We start from the raw sequence: 22,763 nt of genomic DNA, 5'->3' as shown, positions 1-22,763 counted from the left end.
GTGTGGCAGATGTTCGCGAATGCGCGTCTTCTCCACCGTTCTCACTCTTCGCCGCCGCTTTTGGTCGTGGATCGCCACGGGCGCCGCTAGGGAGAATGCCGTCATCGGGCCGCGCACGAAGTTCGGCGCCGGGGCAGAGATCTTTAATATCCACGGTGACCGGTCTCGCGTCTCAATCGGCGCGGACAGCCATTTGGATGGGCATTTGCAGGTCTTTGCCCACGAGGGTCGGATCAACATTGATGATTGGTTCTATCTTGGCCCAAGCTCGACGATTTGGTCGTCAGACCCGGTGGGGATCAAGATCGGAAAGCGGGTACACGTCTCATGGGGTGTGGCGATCCACGACACCAACTCGCATCCTATGGACCCGAAGAAGCGCTTCGCGCAGATGCAAGCCATCTTCAAGCGGGGCCATCCTAGAGTCGACCCTGGCATCCGCTCAGCTCCGATCGTGATTGGAGACGATGTCTGGATTGGGAACAGTGCCATGATCATGAAGGGTGTCACGATCGGCGATCGGGCGATTATCTCCGCCGGTTCCATAGTGCGAACCGACGTCCCTGCTGACGCCCTGGTGCGGCCTGACCGGGTCGTGAAATGATGCCTTTGGGTTAATGCTCATCACACGGTTAGCTCACAGTCACGAAGGGCATGTGCTTGATCCGCTCCCATTGCTCCTTCGCCGTGGTTCCTGACCAGCCGTTGCGAAGTGCACTCTCGCGGTACGCCTCCACAGGCTCTAGTCCGGGCAAGGCCACAGTCTGCGGCAAGAAGAACAGGTTGCCGCCAGCCGCCGAGACAGCGACGAGTTTGTAGCCGTGACTATTGCAGAGCTGCGTCAGAGCGGTGATCGAGGCGCCGTGATACCAACCGCTTTCGTGCTTTGCGGCCCTATCGAACGACGGATCGTATGGCACGGTGACGGGGTTGAGCCCGAAGCTGGCATTGTACTCCGCGACAATGACGGCCGGGCGCACTGGCAGCAAGGCTTGCAGAAACCAGTAGTCGTTTCCATCGACATCGACGGAAAGCACTCCAAGTTGCGGAAAATGCGTGGCGAGACTTTCGATGTTGTTGAGATCAATGAAGCTCTGGCGCACTTCAATCCGCTTTGGAAGCAGCGAGCGCGCCAACCGCACGGTCGTTGCGTCGCCGTCGACGAGCAGACCCCTGAATTCACTAAGCCCAATGCAGTTGTACTCCGTCGGATGGAAACCAAATTCCAAGAACGTTTTCGGGCTTTGGCCAACAATCTGCGACAGGATCACACTTTCGTCTGATTGCGGAGACCCGGCAAGGCGAGCCTTTGCGAGGTGAAAATAATATCGGAGGGGGCTTGAGCGAAGGAAAGCATGCATGCGCGATTGGACATTCATCAATGGATGACTCCTGATCGCCCGCCCGCGGACAATTATTTGCGACAAGCGGCGGCGGTTTGCAAGCTTGCAAACGCGCGTGTCCGCCTGTCTGGAGGCCATTTGAAAATCGCCGAAAAGTTCGTCAGAAGAATTGCTCTGCGAGGCCGCTCGGGATGCTGTGCGCACCAACAATGGCACAGCAGGCCGACCAGAAATCCTACAGCTGGGCAGTATTTCGGAATTGTCAGGGTTCATCGCCGACGCGGACCCACCGCGGGCAGAGCCGCTACCGTCTGCTGTCCTGCGGCTTCTGGTGCGGGTCCTGGGATTTCGACCACCAGACAAAATACAGCGAGCCCATCTTCATCACAGGCACGCGGCGGTCGCGTTCCCTGGCCCGCAACTCACGATAGGTCTTCATCTTCAGAGTGCCGCCCGGCAACCTGATACGCACTGCCATCGGTCCAACTCCCGTTGTGCAACGCAGCAATTTTCGTGCAATGCGGTAAGTAGAGACCTTCCGTTGCGGAAGAGTCAACAGCAGGGTCATCAACTTATTTTGCGAGCTGGCCGGCGGAGGTCGGGGCGGGCTTTCCCAGGCGCATGGCAGCCGAAAAAATTCATGCGTCACCCTGGCGACTGATCGTCAATCAGGCGCTGGCGGTTCGACCACCAGGTGAAATAGATCCGGCCGATCTTGACGACGGGTATGCGGCGGGCGCGTTCGCGGTCGCGCAATTCGCGGTACACCTTCACCTTCAGTGTGCCGCCAGGCATCCTGATACGCACCGCCATCGATTCCGCCACCCCATTGTGCAATGCAGCATCAGAGACCTTCCGCTGCGGAAGAGTCAATGCCTGCCCGCTGACTATTTCTGGGACTAGTCGAGCGGTCTTGAGGTTTGGGCGCGCGCGGCCGTTCCCGATCCCGCACGGAGGCGTCATTGCTCAGTCGGCATCGTCTGGTGCGCGGGCTATTTCCTCGGCGAGGATTTTCTGGGCGAGGATGGGCGATCGGACACGCCGCTCGGCCACCAGATGACGAAGTAATTGCCGACCTGCCAAACCGGCACCTCGCGATTCTGCTCGCGGCGCCGCAGCTCGTCCCTTTTCTTGATCTTCAAAGTCCCGCCTGGAAGCCTGATTCTTATCGTCACGTGTCCTCCCGTACCCGCTACAGGTACGAACGATAGACGGGAACAGTTTCATCCCGGCTAAGCAATTTCATCCAGGTCGAGCAATTTCGGGCGCGGTAGACGCAGGAACCGGGACCTGAGCGAGATCGCCGGAACTGGCTTCATTTGAAGAAATCCGCAATGCCGTTGATGGCCAGCACCGCATAGACGATCGGTCCGGCGATAAACGCACAATAGAGGCAGAGGATCGCCGCCAGCACCAGCAGCAGCGGCTTGTCGCGACCGACGGCGCGGAGCTCGGACTTCACCGACCAGCGCGCCGCAGCGGTTTGTTCATCATCAGACATGTGCACCATCCCGCGGCCATTTCACACGGCAGGTGGAAAACATCAACCTTCCTTGCCACGGCAACATCGGCACGGGCTGCCGCCCAATTCTGCTTTGCCGCCAGGCATCTGCTTTTTCAACCTCAAAACCTTGCCCGCGAGGGCGGAAAGGACTGCCCATGGACATGACGTTCAGGGGCGCCGCGAGGCGCCTCGATGATATAGACTTGCCGAAACTCGGCGCCCGGATCGGCGTCGGCGAGGACGAGATGCACGCGTTCCTCGATGTTGAAACCAGCGGGCACGGCTTCGACGCCGTTGGCCGGCCGGTCATCCTGTTCGAACCGCACGTCTTCTACCGCAACCTGTCGGGTGCCAAGCGGGCACAAGCGGTAGCCGCCGGCCTCGCTTATCCGAAGTGGGGCGAGAAGCCCTATCCCAGGGATAGCTACCCACGGCTCAGGGCAGCTTGTGCGATCGACGAAAGCGCGGCGCTCAAATCCGCCTCATGGGGCTTGGGCCAGGTTCTCGGCGAGAACTTCAAGGCCGCGGGCTTTCTTACCGTGCAGGCGATGGCCGAGGCAATGATGGCGGACGAGGCGCTGCAGCTCGGCGCGGCAATCGATTTCATCGTCGCGAACCGGCTCGACGACAATCTGCGCAATCATGACTGGGCTGCTTTTGCCAAGGGCTACAACGGCGCCGGCTATCGCAAAAACTCCTACGATACCAGGCTTGCCGAGGCCTATCGCAAATGGTCGCGCATCAAGGACACGCCCTGGCCGTCTGCCGGTCCGGTGTCATCCGCGGTTGTCCCTGCAGCCCCGCCAGAGCCCGCGAAGCCAATTGCCGTTCCACAACCGACCGCGGCGTCCTCTGCACCTCCCGTGCCTGCCGCCAGGCCCGGCCTCTGGGCAGCGCTGATCGCCGCCATCCTCAAACTATCAGCCATCCTCAAACTGTCTGGAAGGAAATGACATGTGGACCCGGATCAACAGCTTCTTCCGCGACAGCGAGACAATATTCTGGGCGCGGCTTCAGGCGGCCATCGGCGTCATCGCGACCATCGTTACCTATGTCGACCCGCAGGTGCTTTCGCCGATCATTCCGGGTGAATGGTTCCCCTGGTTTCTTGTCATCAACGGCATTTTGACCGAGTTCCTGCGCCGCCGCCGCGCGGAGGATTTGTGATGGCCGCGCTCCTCGCCATTCTCAGCGCCATCATCGGCAACAAGGTCGTCATGACGGTATTGGCCGCCGTGGCCGGCGGCATCGGCCTTTATGTTGCCGGCGGCATCAACCGGGCGAAGAAGGAGGCGGTCAAACAGGCCGAGGCAAAAGTCGCGGCCGCCGAGGACCGCCTCGAAATGAACCGCGAGGCCGCCGCCGAAGGGCGCAAGGCCGCCGGCATGACCGATGCGGCAGCAAGAGCGGAGGCTGAGAAATGGGCAAGGCGCTGATCCTCTGCGTGGTGCTCGCCGGCTGCACGACAACCGCACCGGCCGGCGATCCGCGCCAGGTCTGGTGCGACCACAACCAGCCGCGCCGGCCATCGGCGGCCGTCGTTGCCGCCATGAGCCGGCCCGAGCTCGACGAGATGAACGCCTTCAACGGGCAGGGTGCCAGATGGTGCGGGTGGACGCAATGATGCACGAATTACTCGACGTCCTGGGCATCAAGGCGCCGGTGTTGGTCGCCGGCCTGTCCGGCGGCATTTTGCGGGCCTTGTCGCGCCACCCCTACAAGGTCCGCGAAATGGTGGCCTCGCCGATCTGCGGCGCGCTGGCGGCGGCCTATCTGACGCTGCCGGTCGTGCATTATTTCCGCGCCGCCGGCCTGCCCATTCCTTCTCCGGACGACGACACCACGACGCTGGCCGCCGCGTTCCTCATCGGCGTCTCGGCGATGTGGATCTCGGACGTCGTCTTCGAGGTTATCGTGCGCCGGTTCGGGCCGGTGAAGGAGGAGTAAGCCGCCCAAGCCCGACGAAATAGTGACGTTCAGTTGGAGCCCACCGCACCGAAAGGTGCGGCGGGCTTTTTGCATTTTCCCTCGCATTCTGTACGATCTTTCTTTCGCGACAGGGCGGCTCGATCCGGCGCTGCCCGACCAAGATGCGCGTTAGGCATGGGAGATGGTGTCATGCTTGCCAAGGTCCTGACACAAGCGGCAGTCCTGACAGCCGGGGCGCTTCTGTTTGCCGCGACGGCCCACGCCCGGCCGGACAGCCGCGCGATGACGTGCGAACAGACACAGCTTCTGATCCAGAGGCATCGCTCGGTGGTGCTGACCACCGGCCAGAACACCTACGACCGATACGTCCGCCAATTCGGCAATGAATGCGACTGGCCGCAGGTGCCGCGCGCCGCTTATATCAAGACGCGTGACGGTCAATGTCCGGTCTATCGCTGCCAGGATCCGGTCTTCGACCTCCCGGACTGAAAGCAAGGGTTTTTCATCCGACCGCCGATGCAGAATGCGGAAGGCGGTGGCTCATTCCTCGTCGAAAGCACCACCTTCCCGTTGGAGATCGCGCGAAATGACGCGTTCATCGGTGTCGTCCGGCAAGGCCTCGTCGCTTTCCTGGTAAGCGTTATCGTCGTCCTCCTCCGGCAATTCGCCGCTTTTCTCGACGTCATAGCGAATATCGCCGTTTTGCGGCACGCCGTCAGGGAGGATTCTCCCGCTCCGGATGGCGTCCCAGTCCTGCTGCTGGATCGTCGGGCTCTCCGTCTCGTCGTCGGTTCGTTCTTTCCTGCGCGGTTCCATCGCCGGTTCTCCATAATGTCAGCGGCCCTGAATTGGCTCAGTGGTTGAACTCATAAGTCTGGCGGCCGGTTCCGTGCCGCTGCGGTCCGGGCGCATTGCCGCACGACGGAACCAATCGCGCCTGCCCGCCTTCACATTCAGAAGATACTGGCGCGAAAGGAGCTCGATATGAGACCGCTCATTTTCTTGCCGTATATGCTAGGTGCGCTGCTGCTGGCGGTGCCGGCGGCCGCGCAGCCGGGCGAACAGGCGCAATCCGACCGCTGCAAAGTCGAGCTGCCCGACCAGAACAGCGAGCAGCAGAAGCCGGCCGGCAACAATTTGTCCGATACGCTCGAGCCATGCGGTGGGGTCCTGAAGCCCCCGCCAACGGGCGATCAGGGCATGGCGGCGCCACCGCCGGACGAGGGCAGGACCCCGGTGATCAAGCCCGGCGAGGTGCCGCCACAGCCGCCAAAGCAGTAGCAGCGACGAGCGGCAACTTCGCGCCGCTTGCGCCGGCAGGTTTGTTGCACTCGCTTAGGAACATTAGCTTGTCCTAAATGTTATTTCAGACGCAGTAGATATCACCCCCCTCCGGTATCGCTGCTGATCGGGAAACCGATCGGCCCGCGTCTTGCGACGCGGGCCACCGCAGTTCATTCGCAGTCCATTCGCCGCATCGCGCGGGCACTTCACCGCTGTTCGATTAGCCGCCACTTACGGAACAACAAGGTGGCGTGGGCGTTTGCCTAGAGGGTTCGCCGCTTCGACCGGAATGCCGCGTCGCAATTGTAAGGGCGAGGCCCGTAACAACAGGAGTAGACGATGAAAATCCACCTTGTTCCTGCTGCGGCGGGATTGGCGTTGCTTGCCGGCGTCGGCGTGGCCACCGCGGACCAGGTGATTGTCACGCCCGAACAGCAGACGGTCATCCGCGAATACGTCCACAAGCACCCGCTTGCGTCGATCAGTCTTCTGGGGGTGGAGCTCAATATCGGTTCCACGTTGCCCGATACGGTCGAGCTGCAACCGATCGATGTTCCAGACGTGCGGTACAGATACGTCGTCGTCGGCAATCGCACCGTGCTCGTCGACCCAGGCACCCGCAAGATCGTGCAGGTCATCGAGTGATCGGCGTTGCCAAACCGCGAACCGGGTTTGGAAAGGTCACGGTCTAATAACCAAATCAGAGCTTCATCCCGAGCGATCGGGATGGAGCCGCTGTCGTCTCGAAACAAGGAAAGGAGCCATTCCCATGCTGCCGCATGTCGAGCCGGTCAACGTGGCCGCCGCCGTCGACAAACTGCTTGCTGAACGAGGCGATGGCCTACTGTCGATGAAGGCGGCGATCGCACTGTTGCGCAAACGCACCGGAACCGAGCGCTCGGACGCCGACCTTGAAGGGCTGATCATCAAGAAGGCGGCGCTCCTTGGCGTCGCTGTCCTGTGTGACAGAGAGGTTCAATGACGGTGTTGCCTACGCCTCAAGACGCGGGTCGAAATTTCAGCTAGAACAGCGTTGCTTACGCATGAACCGAGCCGACGGAGGCAACAGTGACGGACAGGCAGGAACGGATTCGCCAGCGAGCACACGCGATCTGGGAACAGGCAGGCAGGCCCGACGGGGCGCATCAGCAGCATTGGGATCAGGCTACCACAGAAATCGACACGGAAATCGCCGCGAAAGAGAAGACCGCCAGCCGGCCGAAGCCGACACCACGTCAGCCTAAGACGGCGCCCGCCACCAAGGACGGAAGCAAACCCAAGGCGCGACCACGCAAAGCGTGAACTCGAGCGGATTTAGGCAGACTTGGATTGAACGCGTCCAAACGGCAGAATTCAGATCCATCATTGGCTACGTTCATGGTATAGGCCCGGCCGCCTTGTCCGGATCGGTCCGGTCACGGCGGAACTGCCCTGCCCAAGGCAATGGCAACAGCCATTCCTCGTGCCTGCCAGCGCAGAGCTCATATTCAGGCGCGAGATTCGTCGGCGCCAAGCCCGCCATCCCAATGGCGGGCTACTTACCGCCTTGCACGTGGCGGCAGCAGGGCGGGGCTCACACGAGCACGCGCCTCAGTGTGTTTGACGGCCAGGATCCGGCGAAGCGGACGCTCCGTCTTCCAAGGCGTCCCAGCCCACGGCGGGGCTGCTTTGCATCAGCTGAGGGCACGCAAACTCCGCCAGATCGGTTTCCGCGAAGCCGTCGAACTCGATAGCCGCGCCGTAGAGCTGGGCTGCTTGCATGACGAGCCATTCGATGTCTTCGCGCGCAACATTCTCGGCGAGGTTCTGCAGTCGCGCGGCTTCGGCGACAGCAGTCAGATTGATGGCAATCCCGGACCGCAATGTAGCCCGAACTCGGGAACTGACGTCTTCGTGCAGGCGAACCGAAAATCCGTAGCGCATGGAAAACCTTCCCTTCAGGAGCGGTTTGTCCCTCGCTTTCACCATGCGCCCAGAGTCGGCGATTGACAAGCGAAAATCTTGAAAAATCATTTAGTATCAAATAGTTAGTGTATTTTGTCGATTGTGCGGTTGATGCTTGATCCGCTTCATTGGATTTCTGCACGGATCACGCATCTGGAGATCTTGACGTACTCTGCCAACATACCTAACTCTACGAAGAATTAGGAACATGCTAACTCAGCTAGTTTTAGCCTGGTATGACTGGAGGCCGAGATGTCCGAACTGGAACGCCCGGAACGATTGCAGATCATGCTGACCGCCGATGAACTGGCGGCGTTGGAGAACTGGCGCTTCGACAAGCGCATGCCGAGCCGGTCGGCCGCGGTACGGGAACTTTTGAGGCGAGGCCTCACAGCCGATGGTTTCCTGACGGCGGCGCATGGGACCAAGTCGCGCGACTTCGGCATCCTGCCGCATTCTGCAGATGGCGACGGGGCAGTCGACGGGGTGCCCCAGAAGGAATAGCGTCGTTTCCGCGGCGATCGCCCGCTCTGCGACCGTGCTTCGCGACTCTCTTGCTTCGCGATGAGCTGTGAACGTCTGGTCCGCTGATCGCCGCGAAGTAGAAGAGATCCAAAGCTCTGTCTTGCCAGACGCTCCGCAATCAGGGAGTGCTCGATCGGCATGGTGTGGGCTCGGGAATTTGCCGATGACGCTGGAATTGACGGCCGGCGACCAGTCGATGCTGCATGGCGAGCAAGGCTCGGCAGCGGCTGCCGCCATGAAGATCCTGGTCGCTTTCGCGAAGGCGGTCGGCGCGCGCAAATTGCTGGACATTGCCGGTGCCCATATCGACGGCTGCCTTTATCACGGCCAGGCCAGCCTCGATTTCGTCGAAATGCTGATCGAGGGCGGCGGCCGCGTTCGGGTGCCGACGACGCTGAACGTCGGTTCGTTCGACCTCATCCATCCCGGATTGGTGAAGATGCCGGTGTCGCAAGAAACGCCGGCGCGACGCCTGATGAAGGCGCATCTGGAACTCGGCTGCCAGGCGACCTTCACCTGCGCACCCTATCAGACCCGGTTCCGGCCAAGGTTCGGCGAGCAGATCGCCTGGGGTGAGTCCAACGCCATCGTCTTTGCCAATTCGGTGATCGGGGCGCGGACCAACCGCTATGGCGATTTTATCGATTTGTGCTGCGCAATGACCGGGCGCGCGCCGGCATGGGGGCTGCATCTGAGTGAAAATCGACGAGGCCAGGTCCTGTTCGAGCTGACTGACGCTGCTTTCGAGCCAAGCGACGCTCTGTTTGTCGGCGTCGGGCTGATCATCGGGCAAAGGGCTCGCGACCGCATCCCTGTCATATCGGGCCTGCCGCAGCCGCGCGACGAGGACCAATTGAAGGCGCTGGGGGCGGCGGCGGCAACGACGGGTGCCGTGGCGCTGTTTCATGCCGTCGGCATCACGCCGGAGGCGAAGACGCCGGATGAGGCGTTGCACGGCCTGGCGCCGGAGGAAAAAATCCGGATCTCTCGCGCTGACATCCACCATGCGCTGGCCAGGCTGTCGAGCGTCCCCGACGGCGTGCAGCTTGCAGCCGTGTCGTTAGGCACGCCGCATTTCTCCCATGAAGAGTGGATGCGCCTGTTGCCGCTGCTGCGCGAAGTCGGTCCAGGCAAGGGTGTCCCAATCTATGTCAACACAGGGCGCGCGACGCTGACGCGGCTGCAGGACGAAGGCGCACTGGCCGGCATGGAAGCCTTCGGCCTCGTTCCGGTCACCGACACCTGCACCTATGTCACGTCGATCCTCGAGCGTCTCGATGGCGTGGTGATGACCAATTCGGGCAAATGGGCGCATTACGCACCTGGCAATATCGGTGTCTCGGTGGCCTTCGGTGACATGGAAGACTGCGTCCGCTCGGCTGCGGCCGGCCGCGTCGTGCGAGGCGCGCCATGAAGACGCCGGCCAGAACCGGTACATTCCACCTTTCCGGCTCGGCACAAGGCCCAGCGCTGGTGCTTTCGCAGGCGCTCAGCTTCTGGGGCGGGATCGACGTCGAAACGGGCGACATCATCGACCATTCGCATCCGGACCTGGGCGGCAATATCGCCGGCAAGATCCTGGTGATGCCGAGCGGGCGAGGGTCGTCGTCCTCGTCTTCGGTTCTAGCCGAAGCGATCCGCAGAGGCACGGCGCCGGCCGGCATTATCCTGGAGCGGCCGGACCCGATCCTTGCCGTCGGCGCCATCGTTGCCGAATTCCTCTACGAAATCAGCATGCCGCTGGTTGTCTGCGACATGTCAGGCATTGTCTCCGGCGACCGGATCGCAATCGGTCTGGGCGAAGATGCGCAAGCGATGGTGAGCAAGCTCTAGCCGGCCATCAGTCCCGCCGCGCCCCGCCGCCAGTAGGCTGCCGCCAGTGTTTCGTTGCGGCCGAGCGCCAGCGTGCCGCGCCAGTGTTCGCGCACCGTCGTGGCGGCTGCCGCTTCGGCCGCGAACCAGCCGAATGCCGAACCGGTCGGCCATGCGAGCAACCTTACCCACAGGAGCGAAATGGCATGGTCGGCAGTGATAGCGGGCGCGGGCACATGCGCTGGTTTCGATCGGGCAGCATGACGGTTATGCTGCCGATGGCGTGTCTGTCCTTGCGCCGTCTTGCGGGTTCAAGGCACTGGCCGCCGAGACGGTCGTCGCCGGCGGCGGAGACGAAGGCGCTGTTCGTATTGGGCGGCGCATCTATGATCGGCTTCGGCCCTTCTTTCAGATCTCCGGGATGCTTTCCCTGAAGATCACTTGCAGCCGTGGCTGGTGCAGTTCGTAAGGCAAGCCCCTGACCGCATGGGTCAAGGTGTTGAGCGCTTCGCGGGCTTCGACGCGCGGGTTCTGGTCGATGACCGCGTCGAGCGTGCCGTCGAGCAAGAGCTCCTTGGTGCCCTCCGTTACCTCATGGCCGAGAAAGACCGTTGACAGTGCACGCCCGCGTTCCCTTAGCGCGCGGGCGATGCCGGTGTTGCCGGCGCCGACATTGTAGATGGCGGCCAGGTCCGGGTGCCGGTCCAGCAGGGCGGAGGCCTCCGAATAGGCCTTCTCCCGGTCGTCGAGCATCTCGCGCATCTCGACGATCTGCAGATTGGGCGATTCTTCCGCCAGTATGTGGCGGAAGCCCATCTCGCGCTCCTCGTGGCCGCGGTAGGAGAGCGAACCGGCGAACAGCGCGACCTTGCCCGGACGCCCGGCACCCATGAAGCGGTTGAGAAGGTAGCCGGCGAGCCGGCCGGCGGCGCGGTTGTCGATGCCGATATAGGCAACCCGCGGCACATGCAGGATGTCGGAAGCGATGGTGACGACCCTGACGCCGCTGGCCGAAAGCGAGCGGATCGCCTCGCGGACCGTCGGATGGTCGAGCGCGATCACACCGACGCCTTGCGTCTGCCCGTGCAGTTCCTGCAGCAGACGCGCAAGCCGGTCCGGATTGAAGCCTTCGATGGTAGCGACGCGGACGTCGAGGTCCGGCCGCGCCTGCGCCTGCGCCTCGATCTGGCGGTGCAGCATCTTGATGAAGGAATTGGTGCCGGCGGGCAGGGCGAAATCCAGCCGTATGACCTCGCCAGTAACCGCGTTGCGCTGGTTCGGATTGTTCGAATTTTCAGCGATATAGCCAAGCCGCTGTGCCGTTTCGAGCACGACCTCGCGGGTGCGCGCCCGAACCCCGGCGCGGTTGTTGAGCACACGGTCGACCGTGGCGGCCGAAACGCCGGCCTCCCGGGCTATGTCTGTCAGGGTGGACCGCACTGTCGATCACCTCATTCCAAAACGCGCCAGGGGCGCATCGAGATCACGCATTTCATGGGTCCACCGTCGGAGAGCGGCTTCATCGCCGTCCGCGATTCTGATGGGAAATGATGTAACCGGCCTTGGCCGATGCGCAAGCCGCCGCGCTACACCAAAATGCCCAAGCAGACCAAAGCGGGGAGGTGGGCAGCCGGGCTCCCTCAAATTCAAGCACCGGCTTCAGTATGAGAGCCTTTACAAACGCCATTCTTCCCCTCCCATGAGATGTTATGAGGTGTATTGATTATTTATGATGTTGACAGCCTTCGTATAGTGCCGTCAATATCCATCATAAGGGCCGTGGAGGAACAAGGCCCTGAGGGAGGAGTTCCAATGTCGAATTTGATCCGCGTGTCGCGGCGCCGTTTGCTGGCGTCCGGTGGAAAGGCGGCAGTCCTTGTTGCCGCCGCAGGTATTGCACCGAAATTCATTCGCCCAAGCCGTGCCTATGCGGCCGATGCCCTGGCGCCCGGCATGATCGGTGGCCCGACGGGCTTCGACGGCTCGGAGCGCTACCAGTATGGCGCCGACACGCCCGAGGGCCGCGCCATCGAGGCGGCCAAGGCGATGAAGGGCGCCGGCAAGGCGCCGGCCAAGATCGTGCTTGGCCTGTCCGACGGCTCGATCGGCCAGCTAACCCAACCGTTTCCGGCCGGCGCGCCGTCGATCAAGGATCTCTGGGAGAAGGAAACCGGCATTCCGTTGGAAATCGTCGGTGTGCCGAACGGCCAGGAATTCACCAAGACGATGCAGGACATCTCCACCAAGGGTGGGGCGTATGACATCTACGCGGTCGAATGGAACCGCCTTGGCGACCTCGCCGAAACCGGGGGCATCCTCAAGCTCGATGACTTCGTCGCGCAGTACAAGCCGGAATGGGACGATCCCGAGCGTGGCTACGTCAATGGCGCCAAGGGCGTGTCGCTACTCAACCAGTACCGCGGCTCGACCTATGGCGTGTCGCTGGATGGCGACTTCCAGACCTGGGTCTACCGCACCGATCTGTTCGGCGACGCAAACGAGAAGAAGGCCTTCTCCGACAAAAACGGCTATGAACTGGCGGCGCCGAAGACGTGGAAGCAGCATGACGAGATCGCGGCCTTCTTCCAGCGCCCGGACAAGGGCCTGTTCGGCTCGACCGATCTGCGCAACCAGGGCTGGGGCTACACCAACTGGTATCAGCGTTATGTCTCAATGGCTTCGCCCAATCAGTTCTTGTTCGACGATGCCGGCAAGCCGCTGATCAATTCGGAGCAAGGTATCGCGGCGACCAGCGAGTACATTGCGTCGCTGTCGCATCATTCGCCGGATGCGATCTCCTGGGGCTGGCCGGAGCAGTACGGCAATTTCGCCAAGGGCGGCGCGGCCATGACCTGTGCCTTCTCCAATCTGCCGAAATTCCTCGACAATGCCGGCAACAAGGATTCAGCTGTCACCGGCAAGATCGGCTCGATGCTGCCGCCCGGCCGCGAAATCGACGGCAAGCTGGTCAGCCGGTCGGTGCTGTGGCTCAATCTGTCGGCGTCGGTGTCCTCGCAAGCCAAGAATCCGGAGGCCTGCTACCTGTTCCTGCAGTGGCTGGGCTCAAGCCGCATCTACGCCTGGATGACTGCCAATCCGGGCGGCTACTTCGATCCGTTCCGACTATCGGATTTCTCGGATCCGCTGGTTCGCCAGACCTATCACGCCTACCACATGGACGTGGTGCGCGAGACGGTCGCCCGCACCGTGCCCACCATCAACTATCCCGGCGCCACCGCCTTCCACAACGCGCTGGACGAGAACCTCGTCGCCGCGCTGACCAAGGCCAAGACAGCCGAGCAGGCGATGGCCGACACCGAGGCCGAGTGGAAGAAGATTGCCCGCCGCACCGGCGAGGAGAAGCTTCTCGAAGCCATCAAGACCAACAAGGAGGCCTGGCCGACCGTCCTCGATCCAATCGCCTGATCCTTCCAGGATCCTACCAAGAAGGGGAGGAGCGGTCGCTCTTCCCCTCGGCAACGAAGGACCCAGCAAAGCCGCAAGATGAAGCGTTCAGTTCCTTTCGAGATATTCCGCTATGCCGCGATCCTTGCGGCGATGGCGGTGACGCTGGTGCCGATCCTGTGGATGGTGTCGATGGCGTTCAAGCCGATCGCCGAATGGTCGGCGACCGGCGCCGACCTGACCTGGTGGCCGAAGAACCCGACACTCAGCAATTTCCGCTTCGTCTTCGGTGAATCGACCAACAATCTGATCGTCGCGCTCGACCGCACAGCTTTGAAGCCGATCCTGTCGTCGCTGCTGTCGGCCACATTCGGTACGGCAATCGCCATGTCGGCGGGCACCGCGGCGGCCTACGGCCTGTCGCGCTTCGGCTCGGGCCAGAACCTGCCGCTGGCGCTGATCCAGCTTCGCCTGTTTCCGCCGATGGCGGTCATGACCCCGGTGATGATCATGTGGGCCTTCCTCAATTTCACCGACAGCTGGTGGGGGCTGTCGTTGATCTACGGCATCGTCACGCTGCCTTTCGCCTTCTGGCTGATGAAGACCTTCTTCGACGACATGCCGCGCGAGATCGAGGAAGCGGCGCTGGTCGAGGGCTGCTCGCGGTGGCGCGTCTTCACCCGCATCACGCTGCCGATGATGCGCGCGCCGCTGGCCAGTGCTGCGCTGTTCGTCTTCATCCTCAACTGGTCGGACTATCTGATTGCATTGCTTCTGACGACGCGCGAATGGGTGACGGTCCCCGTCTACATGGCCTCGCTGTCCTCATCGATGACCGGACAGCTCTACGGCGCCAAGGCAGCCCTCGGCCTGATAGCGGCAGTGCCGCCTGTCATCATGGGCATCGCCATCCAGCGCCATCTGGTGCGCGGACTGACCTTCGGGGCGCTCAAGCAATGAGCGCGGTGACTGCGACGATTTCGGAGGGCGACATGCAAGCCTCCAAAGCGGCGTCGGTGCTGCCGGACGAGGGCGCAAAGCTCGGCTTCCGGCTGACGCTGCCGGCGCAGATCCTGGTGCTGTTCATCGCCGTCTTCCCGCTCCTGATGCAGCTCTACATCAGCCTGACCGACTGGTCGCCGCTGTCGGGCACCGGCTGGTGGAACGCCTGGTCGATGTGGAACAGTTTCGCCAACTACACCGACCTTGCCGCCGATGCGCGCTTCTGGAGTGCGCTGAAGCGCACGGCCATCGTCATGATCGTCTGCGTGCCGGCGGAGTTCCTGCTCGGCTTGGCGCTCGCGACACTGTTTGCCGACGAGTTCCCCGGCAAGCGGATCTTCTACTCGATCCTCTTGATGCCGATGATGGTGGTGCCGGCGGTAGCCGGCTACATGTTCTTCATGCTGTTTCAGTCAGGCGGCCCGGTCAACGACATCCTGTCGGCGATCTCAGGCTTTCCCGTCACCATCGCCTGGCTGTCGGACCCGACGCTGGCGCTCATCGCCGTCATGGTCGCCGACATCTGGCAGTGGACGCCGCTGATGTTCCTGATCCTGCTTGCCGGCCTGGTCGGCGTGCCCGACGACCAGATCAAGGCGGCGACGCTGCTCGGCGCCAACCCGTGGCAGCGCTTCGTCACCATCGTGCTGCCGAAGATGAAGACGATCATCATCATCGCGCTGGCGATCAGGGTGATCGAGAACTTCAAGATATTCGACACGCTTTACATCATGACCGGCGGCGGTCCCGGCGTCGCTACCGAAACCATCTCAGTCTACATCTACAAGCTCACCACCCAGGACCTGATCTGGGGCTATGTGGCGGCAATCGCGCTGGCCATATTGATCGTGCTGTCCATCGCTGCGGTGTTTGCCATGAAACGCATGGCCCGGGTACGCGAGGTGGCGGCATGAGCACCATCCACCTGCAGAACCTGGTCAAGAAATTCGGCGACTTCACCGCGCTGAAGACGATGGACCTGGCCATTGCTGACGGCGAGTTCATGGCGCTGCTCGGGCCGTCCGGCTGCGGCAAGTCGACGACGATGAACATGATCGCCGGCATGGAAGGGCCGACCAGCGGCAAGATCCTGTTTGGCGAGCGCGACATGGCCGGCGTGCCGATGGGGCGGCGCGGCGTCGGCTTCGTCTTCCAGAACTATGCGATCTTCACTCATATGAGCGTGCGGCAGAACCTCGCCTACGGGCCGAAAATGCGCGGCGCACCAAAGGCCGAGATCGGCCGCCGTGTCGACGCCATTGCCGAGATGCTGCAACTGACGCCGCTGCTCGACCGCAAGGCGGACAGACTGTCGGTCAACATATTGCAGCGGGTGGCGATCGGCCGTTCGGCGATCATGGAGCCGGCGATCTTCCTGCTCGACGAGCCGCTTTCCAATGTCGACGCCGCCTTCCGGGCAGTGATGCGGACCGAACTGAAGCAGTTGCAGCGGCAGTTCCGGCAGACCATGGTCTACGTCACCCACGATCAGCTCGAAGCAATGACCATGGCCGACCGCATCGCGGTGATGGACCACGGCGTGCTGCAGCAGGTCGGCACGCCGCTCGAGGTCTACAACAACCCGGCCAATGTCTTCGTCGCCCGCTTCATCGGCGCGCCGGGCATGAACCTGCTCAAGGGCAGGCCGGCGGAAAGCGACCGAGGTCTGGTCATCGATCTCGGCCCGCTCGGCGTGACACCGCCGCTGCCGGTCGAGATCGCCGATGCCGTACCCAGGATGCGCGGCGAGGTGTTTTATGGCTTTCGACCGGAGCAGGTGACGCTGGCTGAAGGTGGCCGTGGCCTGTCCATGCCGGTGAGTTTCGTCGAGCGGATCGGCGCGCGCACCATCATCCACCTTGGCGACGGCGAGACTGCGGTGAAGGCGGTGTTCGACAATGATGTCGGGCTGGCGATCGGGCAGACAGCTGTCGTCGCGCCTGCGGCGGAGGCGGTGCGCGTCTTCGACGCCGCCTCCGGTCTTGCATTGAGAGCAGGTTGAGATGGCCGATATCGTTTTCCGTAATGTGACAAAACGCTATGGCGGCACGCTTGCCGTCGACGATGCGTCGTTCGCGGTGAACGACAACGAGTTCTTCTGCTTCTTCGGGCCGCCGCTGTCGGGCAAGTCGACGATACTCCGTCTGGTGCTCGGGCTGGAAACCCCGGACGCGGGCGAGATCCTGATCGGCGGAAAGCCGGTCAACACAGTGTCGCCGGCCGACCGCAACGTCGCCATGGTGTTCCAGAATTTGGCGCTGTTTCCGCATATGAGCGCGCGCGACAACATCCGCTTTCCGCTGGTCGAACGCCGGGTCGCCGAAGCCGAGATCGAAAAGCGCGTCGCCGATGTCGCGGCCAAGCTGCATATCGGCCATATCCTGCACAAGCCGCCGGCACAGCTTTCCGGAGGTGAGCGGCAGCGCGTGGCGATTGCCCGCGCGCTGGTGCGGGATCCCGCCGCCTATCTGATGGACGACCCGATTTCGGCGCTCGACGCCCGGCTGCGCGAGGAGACGCGGGTCGAGCTCAAGCGCATCCAGCGCGAGCTCGGCAAGACGCTGATCTATGTCACGCACGACCAGGAAGAAGCGATGTCGGTCGCCGACCGAATGGCCATTCTGGAGAACGGCAAGATCAGGCAGATCGGCGCGCCGGCCGAGATCTATGACCGGCCGGCCAGCACCTATGTGGCGCGGCTGCTCGGGTCGCCGATGATGAATATATTGAAGTCGGTGCACGGCGCGGAAGGCGTGGAGGCGGCGGAAGGCACGATCCGCGTCGCGGACAAGGCTGCGCCGGCCGATGCCGTCGAGATCGGGCTCAGGCCGGAAGACATCAAGGTCAGGTCTTGGTCGGGTGGAATGCCGGAGGGGGGCGCGGGCCGCCCGGCGCGAGTGTTCGAGGTCGAGCCGCTCGGCGGCTACACCGTTGTGACGCTCGCCGCCGGAAAGACGCGTCTGCGGGCGCTGTTACGCGGCCAGCCGGACATCAGGCCGGACGCGATGGTAGTGATATCCTGCGAGCCGGGCAGGGTGCATTATTTCGGACAGAGCGGGGGAGCCTTGGCACGATGACGGCGGCTGCAAGGAACGAGCTTCGGGAGGAACATATGGCAAGCCAAGAAATGGTGGGCAACGGCTTCGAGCCGGACGTTAAAGTCCGCACCAGGGAATACAGGATCGGCTGCGTCGGCGCCGGCATGATCATGGCCGAATGTCACCTTGCCGCCTACAAGGAAGCCGGTTTCCCGGTGGTGGCGATTGCCTCGCGGACCAAGGCCAGCGCCGAGAAAGTCGCCAAACGCTGGGATATCCCAACCGTCCACGACACGCCGGAACAGCTCATCGAGGACAAGAACGTCGAGATCATCGACCTTGCCTTTCCGCCGGACAAGCAGCCGGCACTGATCCGTCATGCTCTGAAGCAGGCACATATCAAGGCGATCCTGGCGCAGAAGCCATTGGCGCTGTCCCTTGAAGAGGCCGTCAAACTTCGCGACGAGGCGGCCAAGGCAGGCAAGATCCTCTCGGTCAACCAGAACATGCGTTACGACCAGTCGATGCGCGTCTTGAAGCAGATCATCGACAGCGGCGCGCTCGGCGACATCGTTTTCGCCCAGATCGACATGCATGCGATCCCGCACTGGCAGAGCTTCCTCGAGGACTATGACCGGCTGACGCTCGCCAATATGAGCGTCCACCATCTCGACGTATTGCGCTTCCTGTTCGGCGATCCCTTGGAGATCACCACCCTGACCCGCAAGGATCCGCGCACCCGCTTCGATCATTCGGACGGCATCACCGTGTCGACGATAAAGTTCCCGTCGGGCGTGCTCGCCGTATCGCTTGAGGATGTCTGGTCCGGTCCGCGCCAGGAGGGCTACAAGGACGACCAGCACATCAACTGGCGCGTCGACGGCACCAAGGGCGTCGCCAAGGGCACCATCGGCTGGCCGACAGGTTCTGCCTCGACGCTGACCTATGCCTCGACCGAGACCACCGGTGGTGAATGGGTGACGCCCAGCTGGGACACGATGTGGTTCCCGCATGCCTTCATCGGCGTCATGGAGCAGCTCCAGCACGCGGTCAAGACGGGCGAGCCGCCGGCGCTGTCCGTCGCCGACAACGTCAAGACCATGGCGCTGGTCGAAGCCGGCTACCGCTCCATCGACAAGGGCCGGACCGTCAAGCTTTCCGAAATCTCGATCAACTGAAACACCGGACGACTGAATCACTTACAGGGAGGACTTCACACCATGATGCAGGCAGGTATTTTCACGGGTTATTTCCCGTATGGCCTCAAGGAAACCGCGCAGAAGATCCGTGCGCTCGATTTCAACACCGTGCAGCTCGACCTGCATTTCAGGGATATCGACCTTTCCGCCGGACAGATCACCAAGGACAAGGCCAAGACTGTCCGCGATACGTTCCGCGACCACAATCTGCCGATCTGCTGTGTGTCGGGCTACACCAACATCATCCATCCGGACCTGGGCGAGCGCGAGCGGCGCGTCGGCTATTTGAAGGAGATCATCCGCAACGCACGCCATTTCGGCACCCCTTACGTGATCTCGGAAACCGGTACCTACAACACCGAGTCCGACTGGGTGCATCACCCGAAGAACAAGACCGAGGAAGGTTTTGAGGAATGCCGCAAGGTCATCGCCGACCTTGCCCAGACCGCCTATGACCACGGCGCAGTCTTCCTGCTCGAAACCTATGTCAACAATGTCGTCGGTTCGGTCGAAGAGACGGTGAGGATGTTCGCGCAGATCGACCACCCAGGCCTCGGCCTGCTGATGGACCCGACCAACTATTTCGAAACGCACAACATCGACAGGATGGACCAGATCCTGAACCAGGTGTTCGACACATTGACCGACAAGATCAAGATTGCCCACGCCAAGGACGTCAAGCGTTCCGGCGGCGACAAGTCGGAAAAGCACGCAGACATCGGCGACGAGGACGCGCTGGAGAGCCACACCTTCCGCGGCGTCGGCGAGATCGAGCTGCCGGCGCCCGGCCTCGGTTCGCTGAATTACGACCTCTATCTCAAGCGGCTGGCCGAAAAGCATCCGAACATCCCGGTCATCATCGAGCATCTTTCGGAAGACGACGTGCCCCGTGCCAAGAAATTCCTCGACGGAAAATTCCGCGCCAACGGACTGTGATGGCGCGGTTCGGCTACGAAACAAGGGAGGAAGAGAAATGTTGAAATTCGCGTTGAAAATCGCTGCCGCGGCGACGGTTCTCGCCGGTGTTGCGCTGGGTACGCCGGCGCTGGCGCAGGACGCCCAGAAGACGTTCTACCTGCTGTCGCATGGCGGCCCGTCGGATGCCTTCTGGATCGACTGGAATGCCGGCGCCACCAAGGCCTGCGACCAGCTCAAGGTGACCTGCAAGATCTCGTTCAGCGGCGGCGACATGGCGGCGCAGAAGGAAGCCTTCAACTCGGCACTCGCCGCCAAACCGGACGGCATCGCCACGACCTCGGCGCAGCCCGGCCTGTGGACCGAGGAGGTCAAGGCAGCCAAGGCGGCCGGCATCCCGATCGTGTTCTTCAATACCGACGATCCGGCAACCGGCCGGCAGGCCTATGTCGGCGCCGACCTTAAGGAAGCCGGTGTCATCTGGGCGAAATATCTGGTCGACCACAAGATGGTGAAGCAGGGCGACAAAGTGTTCCTGCCGGTCGAAGTGCCGGGCGCCAGCTACCAGCAGCTCGAGACCGAAGGCATTGCCAGCGTCTTCGATCCGCTCGGCATCAAATATGACGTGGTCGATTGCGGCACCGATCCGGCCGGCATCATCGCCAAGATGACCGACTACATGGTTGCCAACAATCCGCCGGCAATCATCGCGCTCGGCGATTCCGTCGCGGCCAGCGTCAAGCGGGTGTTCGACGGCGCCGGCGTGCCGGCCGGCAAGATTCCGGTCGTCGGCTGGGGCAATTCGAAGGAAACCGCCGAGTCAGTCAAGTCCGGCTTCATCAACGCGGCTGCCTGGCAGTTCCCATCGGCGCAGGGCTTCATGCCGGTGGCGCTGCTCGGTCTCGCCGCCGCGGGCGAACCGATCGGCTACGACATTCACACGTTCAGCCTCTACGACGCCTCGAGCGTCGAACCGATCCTGAAACTCTACAACAAATGATTGAAACTGACGCTCGCCGCGCAGGCGGCGAGCGTCACCCTGGCGTATGGTTCGAACTGTCATGACAATTGCCGCAGAAGAGGAAATGCCGCGTGCCAAACGCAGGTCGAGCCTGATGCGCTCGCCGCAGTTCTCTTCGCTCGTCATCCTGATCGTCCTGCTGGCGGTGTTCGCGATCGCCGACGCGAATTTCCTGTCGCCGCTCAACATCTCCAACATGATGGCGTTCCTGCCCGAGCTCGGCATCATCGCGCTCGGCATGACGCTGCTTCTGACGGCGGGCGAGTTCGACCTTTCGGTCGGTGCCGTGTTCGGGCTGGCGCCGGTCGTCGTCATGCTGCTGGTGCAGAACGGCGGGTTTGATATTGGCGTCGCGCTGTTGGCCGGCCTGCTGCTCTGCATAGCGATCGGTGCGATCAACGGCCTGATCGTCACCAAGATCGGGATCTCGTCCTTCCTGGTGACACTGTCGATGTTGCTCGTCGTGCGTGGGGCAGCGCTTTACATCACCCAAGGCTTTCCGCTGAAATCCTGGAACCAGCCAGGCTTCTTCGTGACGCTGCTGGCCGGCAGCTTCAATATCGGAACGTTCCGTTTCTATACCTCGCTTTGGTGGTTCATCGGCCTGTCGCTACTGGCGATCTATGTGCTGCACTACGCCAAGCTCGGCAACTGGATCAGCGCTATCGGCTCGAACCGTAACGCTGCCGTGGCGCGCGGCGTGCCGGCCGATGCGGTCAAGATCTGGCTGTTCATCCTGACCTCGGTGCTGGCCGGTCTCGCCGGCATGATCAGCGCCTTCCGCATCTCTGCCGCCTCGCCGGTGGCCGGCACCGGCTACGAGCTCGAAGTGATCGCCATGGTGGTGGTCGGCGGCACTGCGCTGACCGGTGGGCGCGGCACCATCCTAGGCACCATCGTCGGCGCGCTGATGCTGCGCAGCATCCGCAACGGCATCGTGCTGATCGGCGTGCCCGGGCTCGCCTATAACATCTTCGTCGGCGTCATCATCCTTGCCATGCTCATCCTGCACGCTTTGCTGCAGAAGAACGCCGCCAGGAGCTGATCATGGAAGTGCTTCGGCTGCAGAATTTGCAAAAATCCTTCGGCAGCGTCCGCGCCCTGAAGAGCGCCTCCTTCACGCTCAACGAGGGCGAAGTGGTGGCCTTGCTCGGCGACAACGGCGCCGGCAAATCGACATTAATCAAGGCGATCTCCGGGGTCTTTCCCGTCGATCGCGGCGACATCTATGTGCGCGGCCAGAAGGTCTCCATCCGCTCGACGCGCGACGCGATGGATCTCGGCATCGAGACCATCCACCAGGACACCTCGCTGGCTCCCGATCTCAGCATCGCGCGCAATCTTTTCCTTGGCCGCGAGCCGGTCAATCTCAAATGGCTTGGCGTGTTCGCGCCGCTCGATCTCGCTCGATTGCGCGATGCTGCGTCGGCTCTATTGAAGCGCGTCGGCATCTCGAAGAAACTCGACGCCGATGCGCTGGTTAGCACGCTGTCAGGCGGCGAGCGTCAGTCGATCGCCATCTCCCGCGCCATGCAGTTCGCCGCCAAGGTCATCATCCTCGACGAGCCGACCAACAATCTCGGCGTCGAGGAAACGCACGGCGTGCTGCGCTTCGTCAAGGAAGTGCGCGACGCCGGCCACTCGGTGCTTTTGATCACCCACAACATCCATCACGTCTTCCAGGTCGCCGACCGCATCATCGTTATGCGCCGCGGCGAGATCGTCGCCGAGCAGACGGTCGCCGGCACCGATCTGCTGACCGTGGAAAGCATCATCACCGGCGCCGACATGTCGGCCCTGCTCAAGGAGACGAGAGCGAAGTGAAGGACGGGAGCAAAGTGA

32 protein-coding genes are annotated in these 22,763 nt (G+C 62.4%); 24 read left to right on the top strand and 8 right to left on the bottom strand.

The features are described from left to right. Window positions 1–19: 19 nt before the first annotated feature. The gene (locus tag NKJ73_RS23600) at window positions 20–604 is read left to right on the top strand and encodes an acyltransferase (RefSeq protein ID WP_352571265.1); all 585 of its coding nucleotides are present in this window, start codon (window positions 20–22) and stop codon (window positions 602–604) included. Between the two features lie 28 nt (window positions 605–632). On the opposite strand, the gene NKJ73_RS23595 is transcribed toward NKJ73_RS23600, so the two are convergent. The 4 genes from NKJ73_RS23595 to NKJ73_RS23580 all read right to left on the bottom strand — a co-directional run bounded on the left by NKJ73_RS23595 (window position 633) and on the right by NKJ73_RS23580 (window position 2,844). Next, a complete protein-coding gene (locus tag NKJ73_RS23595) occupies window positions 633–1,379 on the bottom strand; it encodes a hypothetical protein (protein ID WP_352474245.1) in 747 nt (248 codons plus the stop codon). A 268-nt stretch (window positions 1,380–1,647) separates the two neighbouring features. Further along, on the bottom strand, window positions 1,648–1,821 hold the full coding sequence (locus NKJ73_RS23590) for a hypothetical protein (protein ID WP_352452704.1): 174 nt from the start codon (window positions 1,819–1,821) through the stop codon (window positions 1,648–1,650). A gap of 167 nt (window positions 1,822–1,988) precedes the next feature. Then, a complete protein-coding gene (locus NKJ73_RS23585) occupies window positions 1,989–2,156 on the bottom strand; it encodes a hypothetical protein (protein WP_023675755.1) in 168 nt (55 codons plus the stop codon). A 502-nt stretch (window positions 2,157–2,658) separates the two neighbouring features. Continuing rightward, window positions 2,659–2,844 carry a hypothetical protein gene (locus NKJ73_RS23580; RefSeq protein WP_352571264.1) on the bottom strand — a complete coding sequence of 62 codons (186 nt, stop codon included), beginning with the start codon at window positions 2,842–2,844 and terminating at the stop codon, window positions 2,659–2,661. 158 nt (window positions 2,845–3,002) lie between these two features. Here NKJ73_RS23580 and NKJ73_RS23575 point away from each other — a divergent pair, with 158 nt between their 5' ends. The 6 genes from NKJ73_RS23575 to NKJ73_RS23550 all read left to right on the top strand — a co-directional run bounded on the left by NKJ73_RS23575 (window position 3,003) and on the right by NKJ73_RS23550 (window position 5,265). After that, a complete protein-coding gene (locus NKJ73_RS23575; protein WP_352571263.1) occupies window positions 3,003–3,800 on the top strand; it encodes an N-acetylmuramidase family protein in 798 nt (265 codons plus the stop codon). A 1-nt stretch (window position 3,801) separates the two neighbouring features. Continuing rightward, complete coding sequence (locus NKJ73_RS23570) at window positions 3,802–4,014, top strand: hypothetical protein (protein WP_352571262.1); 213 nt, start codon at window positions 3,802–3,804, stop codon at window positions 4,012–4,014. Beyond that, window positions 4,014–4,283: a hypothetical protein gene (locus NKJ73_RS23565; RefSeq protein WP_352571261.1), complete on the top strand. Its 270-nt coding sequence runs from the start codon at window positions 4,014–4,016 to the stop codon at window positions 4,281–4,283. Before NKJ73_RS23570 ends, NKJ73_RS23565 begins: the two co-directional genes overlap by 1 nt. Next, window positions 4,268–4,471 carry a hypothetical protein gene (locus tag NKJ73_RS23560; protein WP_352571260.1) on the top strand — a complete coding sequence of 68 codons (204 nt, stop codon included), beginning with the start codon at window positions 4,268–4,270 and terminating at the stop codon, window positions 4,469–4,471. Before NKJ73_RS23565 ends, NKJ73_RS23560 begins: the two co-directional genes overlap by 16 nt. After that, the gene (locus NKJ73_RS23555) at window positions 4,471–4,794 is read left to right on the top strand and encodes a hypothetical protein (protein WP_352571367.1); all 324 of its coding nucleotides are present in this window, start codon (window positions 4,471–4,473) and stop codon (window positions 4,792–4,794) included. Before NKJ73_RS23560 ends, NKJ73_RS23555 begins: the two co-directional genes overlap by 1 nt. A 171-nt stretch (window positions 4,795–4,965) precedes the next feature. Further along, a complete protein-coding gene (locus NKJ73_RS23550) occupies window positions 4,966–5,265 on the top strand; it encodes a hypothetical protein (RefSeq protein ID WP_023675763.1) in 300 nt (99 codons plus the stop codon). Between the two features lie 51 nt (window positions 5,266–5,316). On the opposite strand, the gene NKJ73_RS23545 is transcribed toward NKJ73_RS23550, so the two are convergent. Further along, complete coding sequence (locus NKJ73_RS23545; RefSeq protein ID WP_352571259.1) at window positions 5,317–5,592, bottom strand: hypothetical protein; 276 nt, start codon at window positions 5,590–5,592, stop codon at window positions 5,317–5,319. A gap of 168 nt (window positions 5,593–5,760) precedes the next feature. Between NKJ73_RS23545 and NKJ73_RS23540 the strand changes: the two genes are divergently transcribed. The 4 genes from NKJ73_RS23540 to NKJ73_RS23525 all read left to right on the top strand — a co-directional run bounded on the left by NKJ73_RS23540 (window position 5,761) and on the right by NKJ73_RS23525 (window position 7,362). Beyond that, window positions 5,761–6,057, top strand: coding sequence for a hypothetical protein (locus tag NKJ73_RS23540; protein WP_352571258.1), 297 nt, complete (start codon window positions 5,761–5,763; stop codon window positions 6,055–6,057). A gap of 342 nt (window positions 6,058–6,399) precedes the next feature. After that, entirely contained in the window at window positions 6,400–6,705 is a 306-nt protein-coding gene (locus NKJ73_RS23535; protein WP_023675766.1) for a DUF1236 domain-containing protein, read from the top strand. Window positions 6,706–6,829: 124 nt separating this feature from the next. After that, the gene (locus NKJ73_RS23530; protein WP_352458318.1) at window positions 6,830–7,042 is read left to right on the top strand and encodes a hypothetical protein; all 213 of its coding nucleotides are present in this window, start codon (window positions 6,830–6,832) and stop codon (window positions 7,040–7,042) included. An 86-nt stretch (window positions 7,043–7,128) separates the two neighbouring features. After that, the gene (locus NKJ73_RS23525) at window positions 7,129–7,362 is read left to right on the top strand and encodes a DUF2934 domain-containing protein (RefSeq protein ID WP_352571257.1); all 234 of its coding nucleotides are present in this window, start codon (window positions 7,129–7,131) and stop codon (window positions 7,360–7,362) included. Window positions 7,363–7,650: 288 nt separating this feature from the next. Here the strand turns inward: NKJ73_RS23525 and NKJ73_RS23520 are convergent, their stop codons facing one another. Continuing rightward, window positions 7,651–8,073 carry a hypothetical protein gene (locus tag NKJ73_RS23520; protein ID WP_352571256.1) on the bottom strand — a complete coding sequence of 141 codons (423 nt, stop codon included), beginning with the start codon at window positions 8,071–8,073 and terminating at the stop codon, window positions 7,651–7,653. Window positions 8,074–8,256: 183 nt separating this feature from the next. Between NKJ73_RS23520 and NKJ73_RS23515 the strand changes: the two genes are divergently transcribed. The 3 genes from NKJ73_RS23515 (at window position 8,257) to NKJ73_RS23505 (ending at window position 10,362) form a co-directional block, all read left to right on the top strand. Continuing rightward, a complete protein-coding gene (locus tag NKJ73_RS23515) occupies window positions 8,257–8,508 on the top strand; it encodes a hypothetical protein (protein WP_023675770.1) in 252 nt (83 codons plus the stop codon). Between the two features lie 184 nt (window positions 8,509–8,692). Continuing rightward, window positions 8,693–9,943 (top strand): aconitase X, encoded by a 1,251-nt coding sequence (locus NKJ73_RS23510; protein WP_352571255.1) that lies wholly within the window; start codon window positions 8,693–8,695, stop codon window positions 9,941–9,943. Further along, a complete protein-coding gene (locus NKJ73_RS23505; RefSeq protein ID WP_023675772.1) occupies window positions 9,940–10,362 on the top strand; it encodes an aconitase X swivel domain-containing protein in 423 nt (140 codons plus the stop codon). The genes NKJ73_RS23510 and NKJ73_RS23505 overlap by 4 nt, the downstream gene beginning before the upstream one ends. Here NKJ73_RS23505 and NKJ73_RS23500 read toward each other — a convergent pair. Both NKJ73_RS23500 and NKJ73_RS23495 read right to left on the bottom strand, forming a co-directional pair. Continuing rightward, window positions 10,359–10,577 carry an SIP domain-containing protein gene (locus NKJ73_RS23500; RefSeq protein ID WP_352458312.1) on the bottom strand — a complete coding sequence of 73 codons (219 nt, stop codon included), beginning with the start codon at window positions 10,575–10,577 and terminating at the stop codon, window positions 10,359–10,361. The two genes, NKJ73_RS23505 and NKJ73_RS23500, sit on opposite strands and share 4 nt — an antisense overlap. Before the next feature lie 172 nt (window positions 10,578–10,749). After that, the gene (locus NKJ73_RS23495; RefSeq protein WP_352571254.1) at window positions 10,750–11,781 is read right to left on the bottom strand and encodes a LacI family DNA-binding transcriptional regulator; all 1,032 of its coding nucleotides are present in this window, start codon (window positions 11,779–11,781) and stop codon (window positions 10,750–10,752) included. A 372-nt stretch (window positions 11,782–12,153) separates the two neighbouring features. On the opposite strand from NKJ73_RS23495, the gene NKJ73_RS23490 reads away from it, so the two are divergent. The 10 genes from NKJ73_RS23490 (at window position 12,154) to NKJ73_RS23445 (ending at window position 22,745) form a co-directional block, all read left to right on the top strand. Continuing rightward, window positions 12,154–13,767 carry an extracellular solute-binding protein gene (locus NKJ73_RS23490; protein WP_352571253.1) on the top strand — a complete coding sequence of 538 codons (1,614 nt, stop codon included), beginning with the start codon at window positions 12,154–12,156 and terminating at the stop codon, window positions 13,765–13,767. A gap of 78 nt (window positions 13,768–13,845) precedes the next feature. Continuing rightward, the gene (locus tag NKJ73_RS23485) at window positions 13,846–14,706 is read left to right on the top strand and encodes a carbohydrate ABC transporter permease (protein ID WP_254820511.1); all 861 of its coding nucleotides are present in this window, start codon (window positions 13,846–13,848) and stop codon (window positions 14,704–14,706) included. Then, window positions 14,703–15,662 (top strand): carbohydrate ABC transporter permease, encoded by a 960-nt coding sequence (locus NKJ73_RS23480; protein WP_352458309.1) that lies wholly within the window; start codon window positions 14,703–14,705, stop codon window positions 15,660–15,662. The genes NKJ73_RS23485 and NKJ73_RS23480 overlap by 4 nt, the downstream gene beginning before the upstream one ends. Continuing rightward, entirely contained in the window at window positions 15,659–16,750 is a 1,092-nt protein-coding gene (locus NKJ73_RS23475) for an ABC transporter ATP-binding protein (RefSeq protein ID WP_352465290.1), read from the top strand. Before NKJ73_RS23480 ends, NKJ73_RS23475 begins: the two co-directional genes overlap by 4 nt. A gap of 1 nt (window position 16,751) precedes the next feature. Continuing rightward, window positions 16,752–17,825: an ABC transporter ATP-binding protein gene (locus NKJ73_RS23470; protein ID WP_352571252.1), complete on the top strand. Its 1,074-nt coding sequence runs from the start codon at window positions 16,752–16,754 to the stop codon at window positions 17,823–17,825. Between the two features lie 50 nt (window positions 17,826–17,875). Then, window positions 17,876–18,964, top strand: a complete 1,089-nt coding sequence (locus NKJ73_RS23465; RefSeq protein WP_023675779.1) for a Gfo/Idh/MocA family protein — start codon at window positions 17,876–17,878, stop codon at window positions 18,962–18,964. Window positions 18,965–19,006: 42 nt separating this feature from the next. Continuing rightward, complete coding sequence (locus tag NKJ73_RS23460) at window positions 19,007–19,921, top strand: sugar phosphate isomerase/epimerase family protein (RefSeq protein ID WP_023675780.1); 915 nt, start codon at window positions 19,007–19,009, stop codon at window positions 19,919–19,921. Window positions 19,922–19,958: 37 nt separating this feature from the next. After that, the gene (locus NKJ73_RS23455; protein ID WP_023675781.1) at window positions 19,959–20,900 is read left to right on the top strand and encodes a sugar ABC transporter substrate-binding protein; all 942 of its coding nucleotides are present in this window, start codon (window positions 19,959–19,961) and stop codon (window positions 20,898–20,900) included. A gap of 61 nt (window positions 20,901–20,961) precedes the next feature. After that, a complete protein-coding gene (locus NKJ73_RS23450) occupies window positions 20,962–21,966 on the top strand; it encodes an ABC transporter permease (protein ID WP_245274659.1) in 1,005 nt (334 codons plus the stop codon). Continuing rightward, entirely contained in the window at window positions 21,963–22,745 is a 783-nt protein-coding gene (locus tag NKJ73_RS23445) for an ATP-binding cassette domain-containing protein (protein WP_023675783.1), read from the top strand. The genes NKJ73_RS23450 and NKJ73_RS23445 overlap by 4 nt, the downstream gene beginning before the upstream one ends. The last annotated feature ends 18 nt before the right edge of the window (window positions 22,746–22,763 follow it).

The organism is Mesorhizobium sp. M0074, from assembly GCF_040322975.1.
Lineage (GTDB): Bacteria > Pseudomonadota > Alphaproteobacteria > Rhizobiales > Rhizobiaceae > Mesorhizobium.
This window is presented reverse-complemented; position numbering and strand designations above follow the sequence as displayed.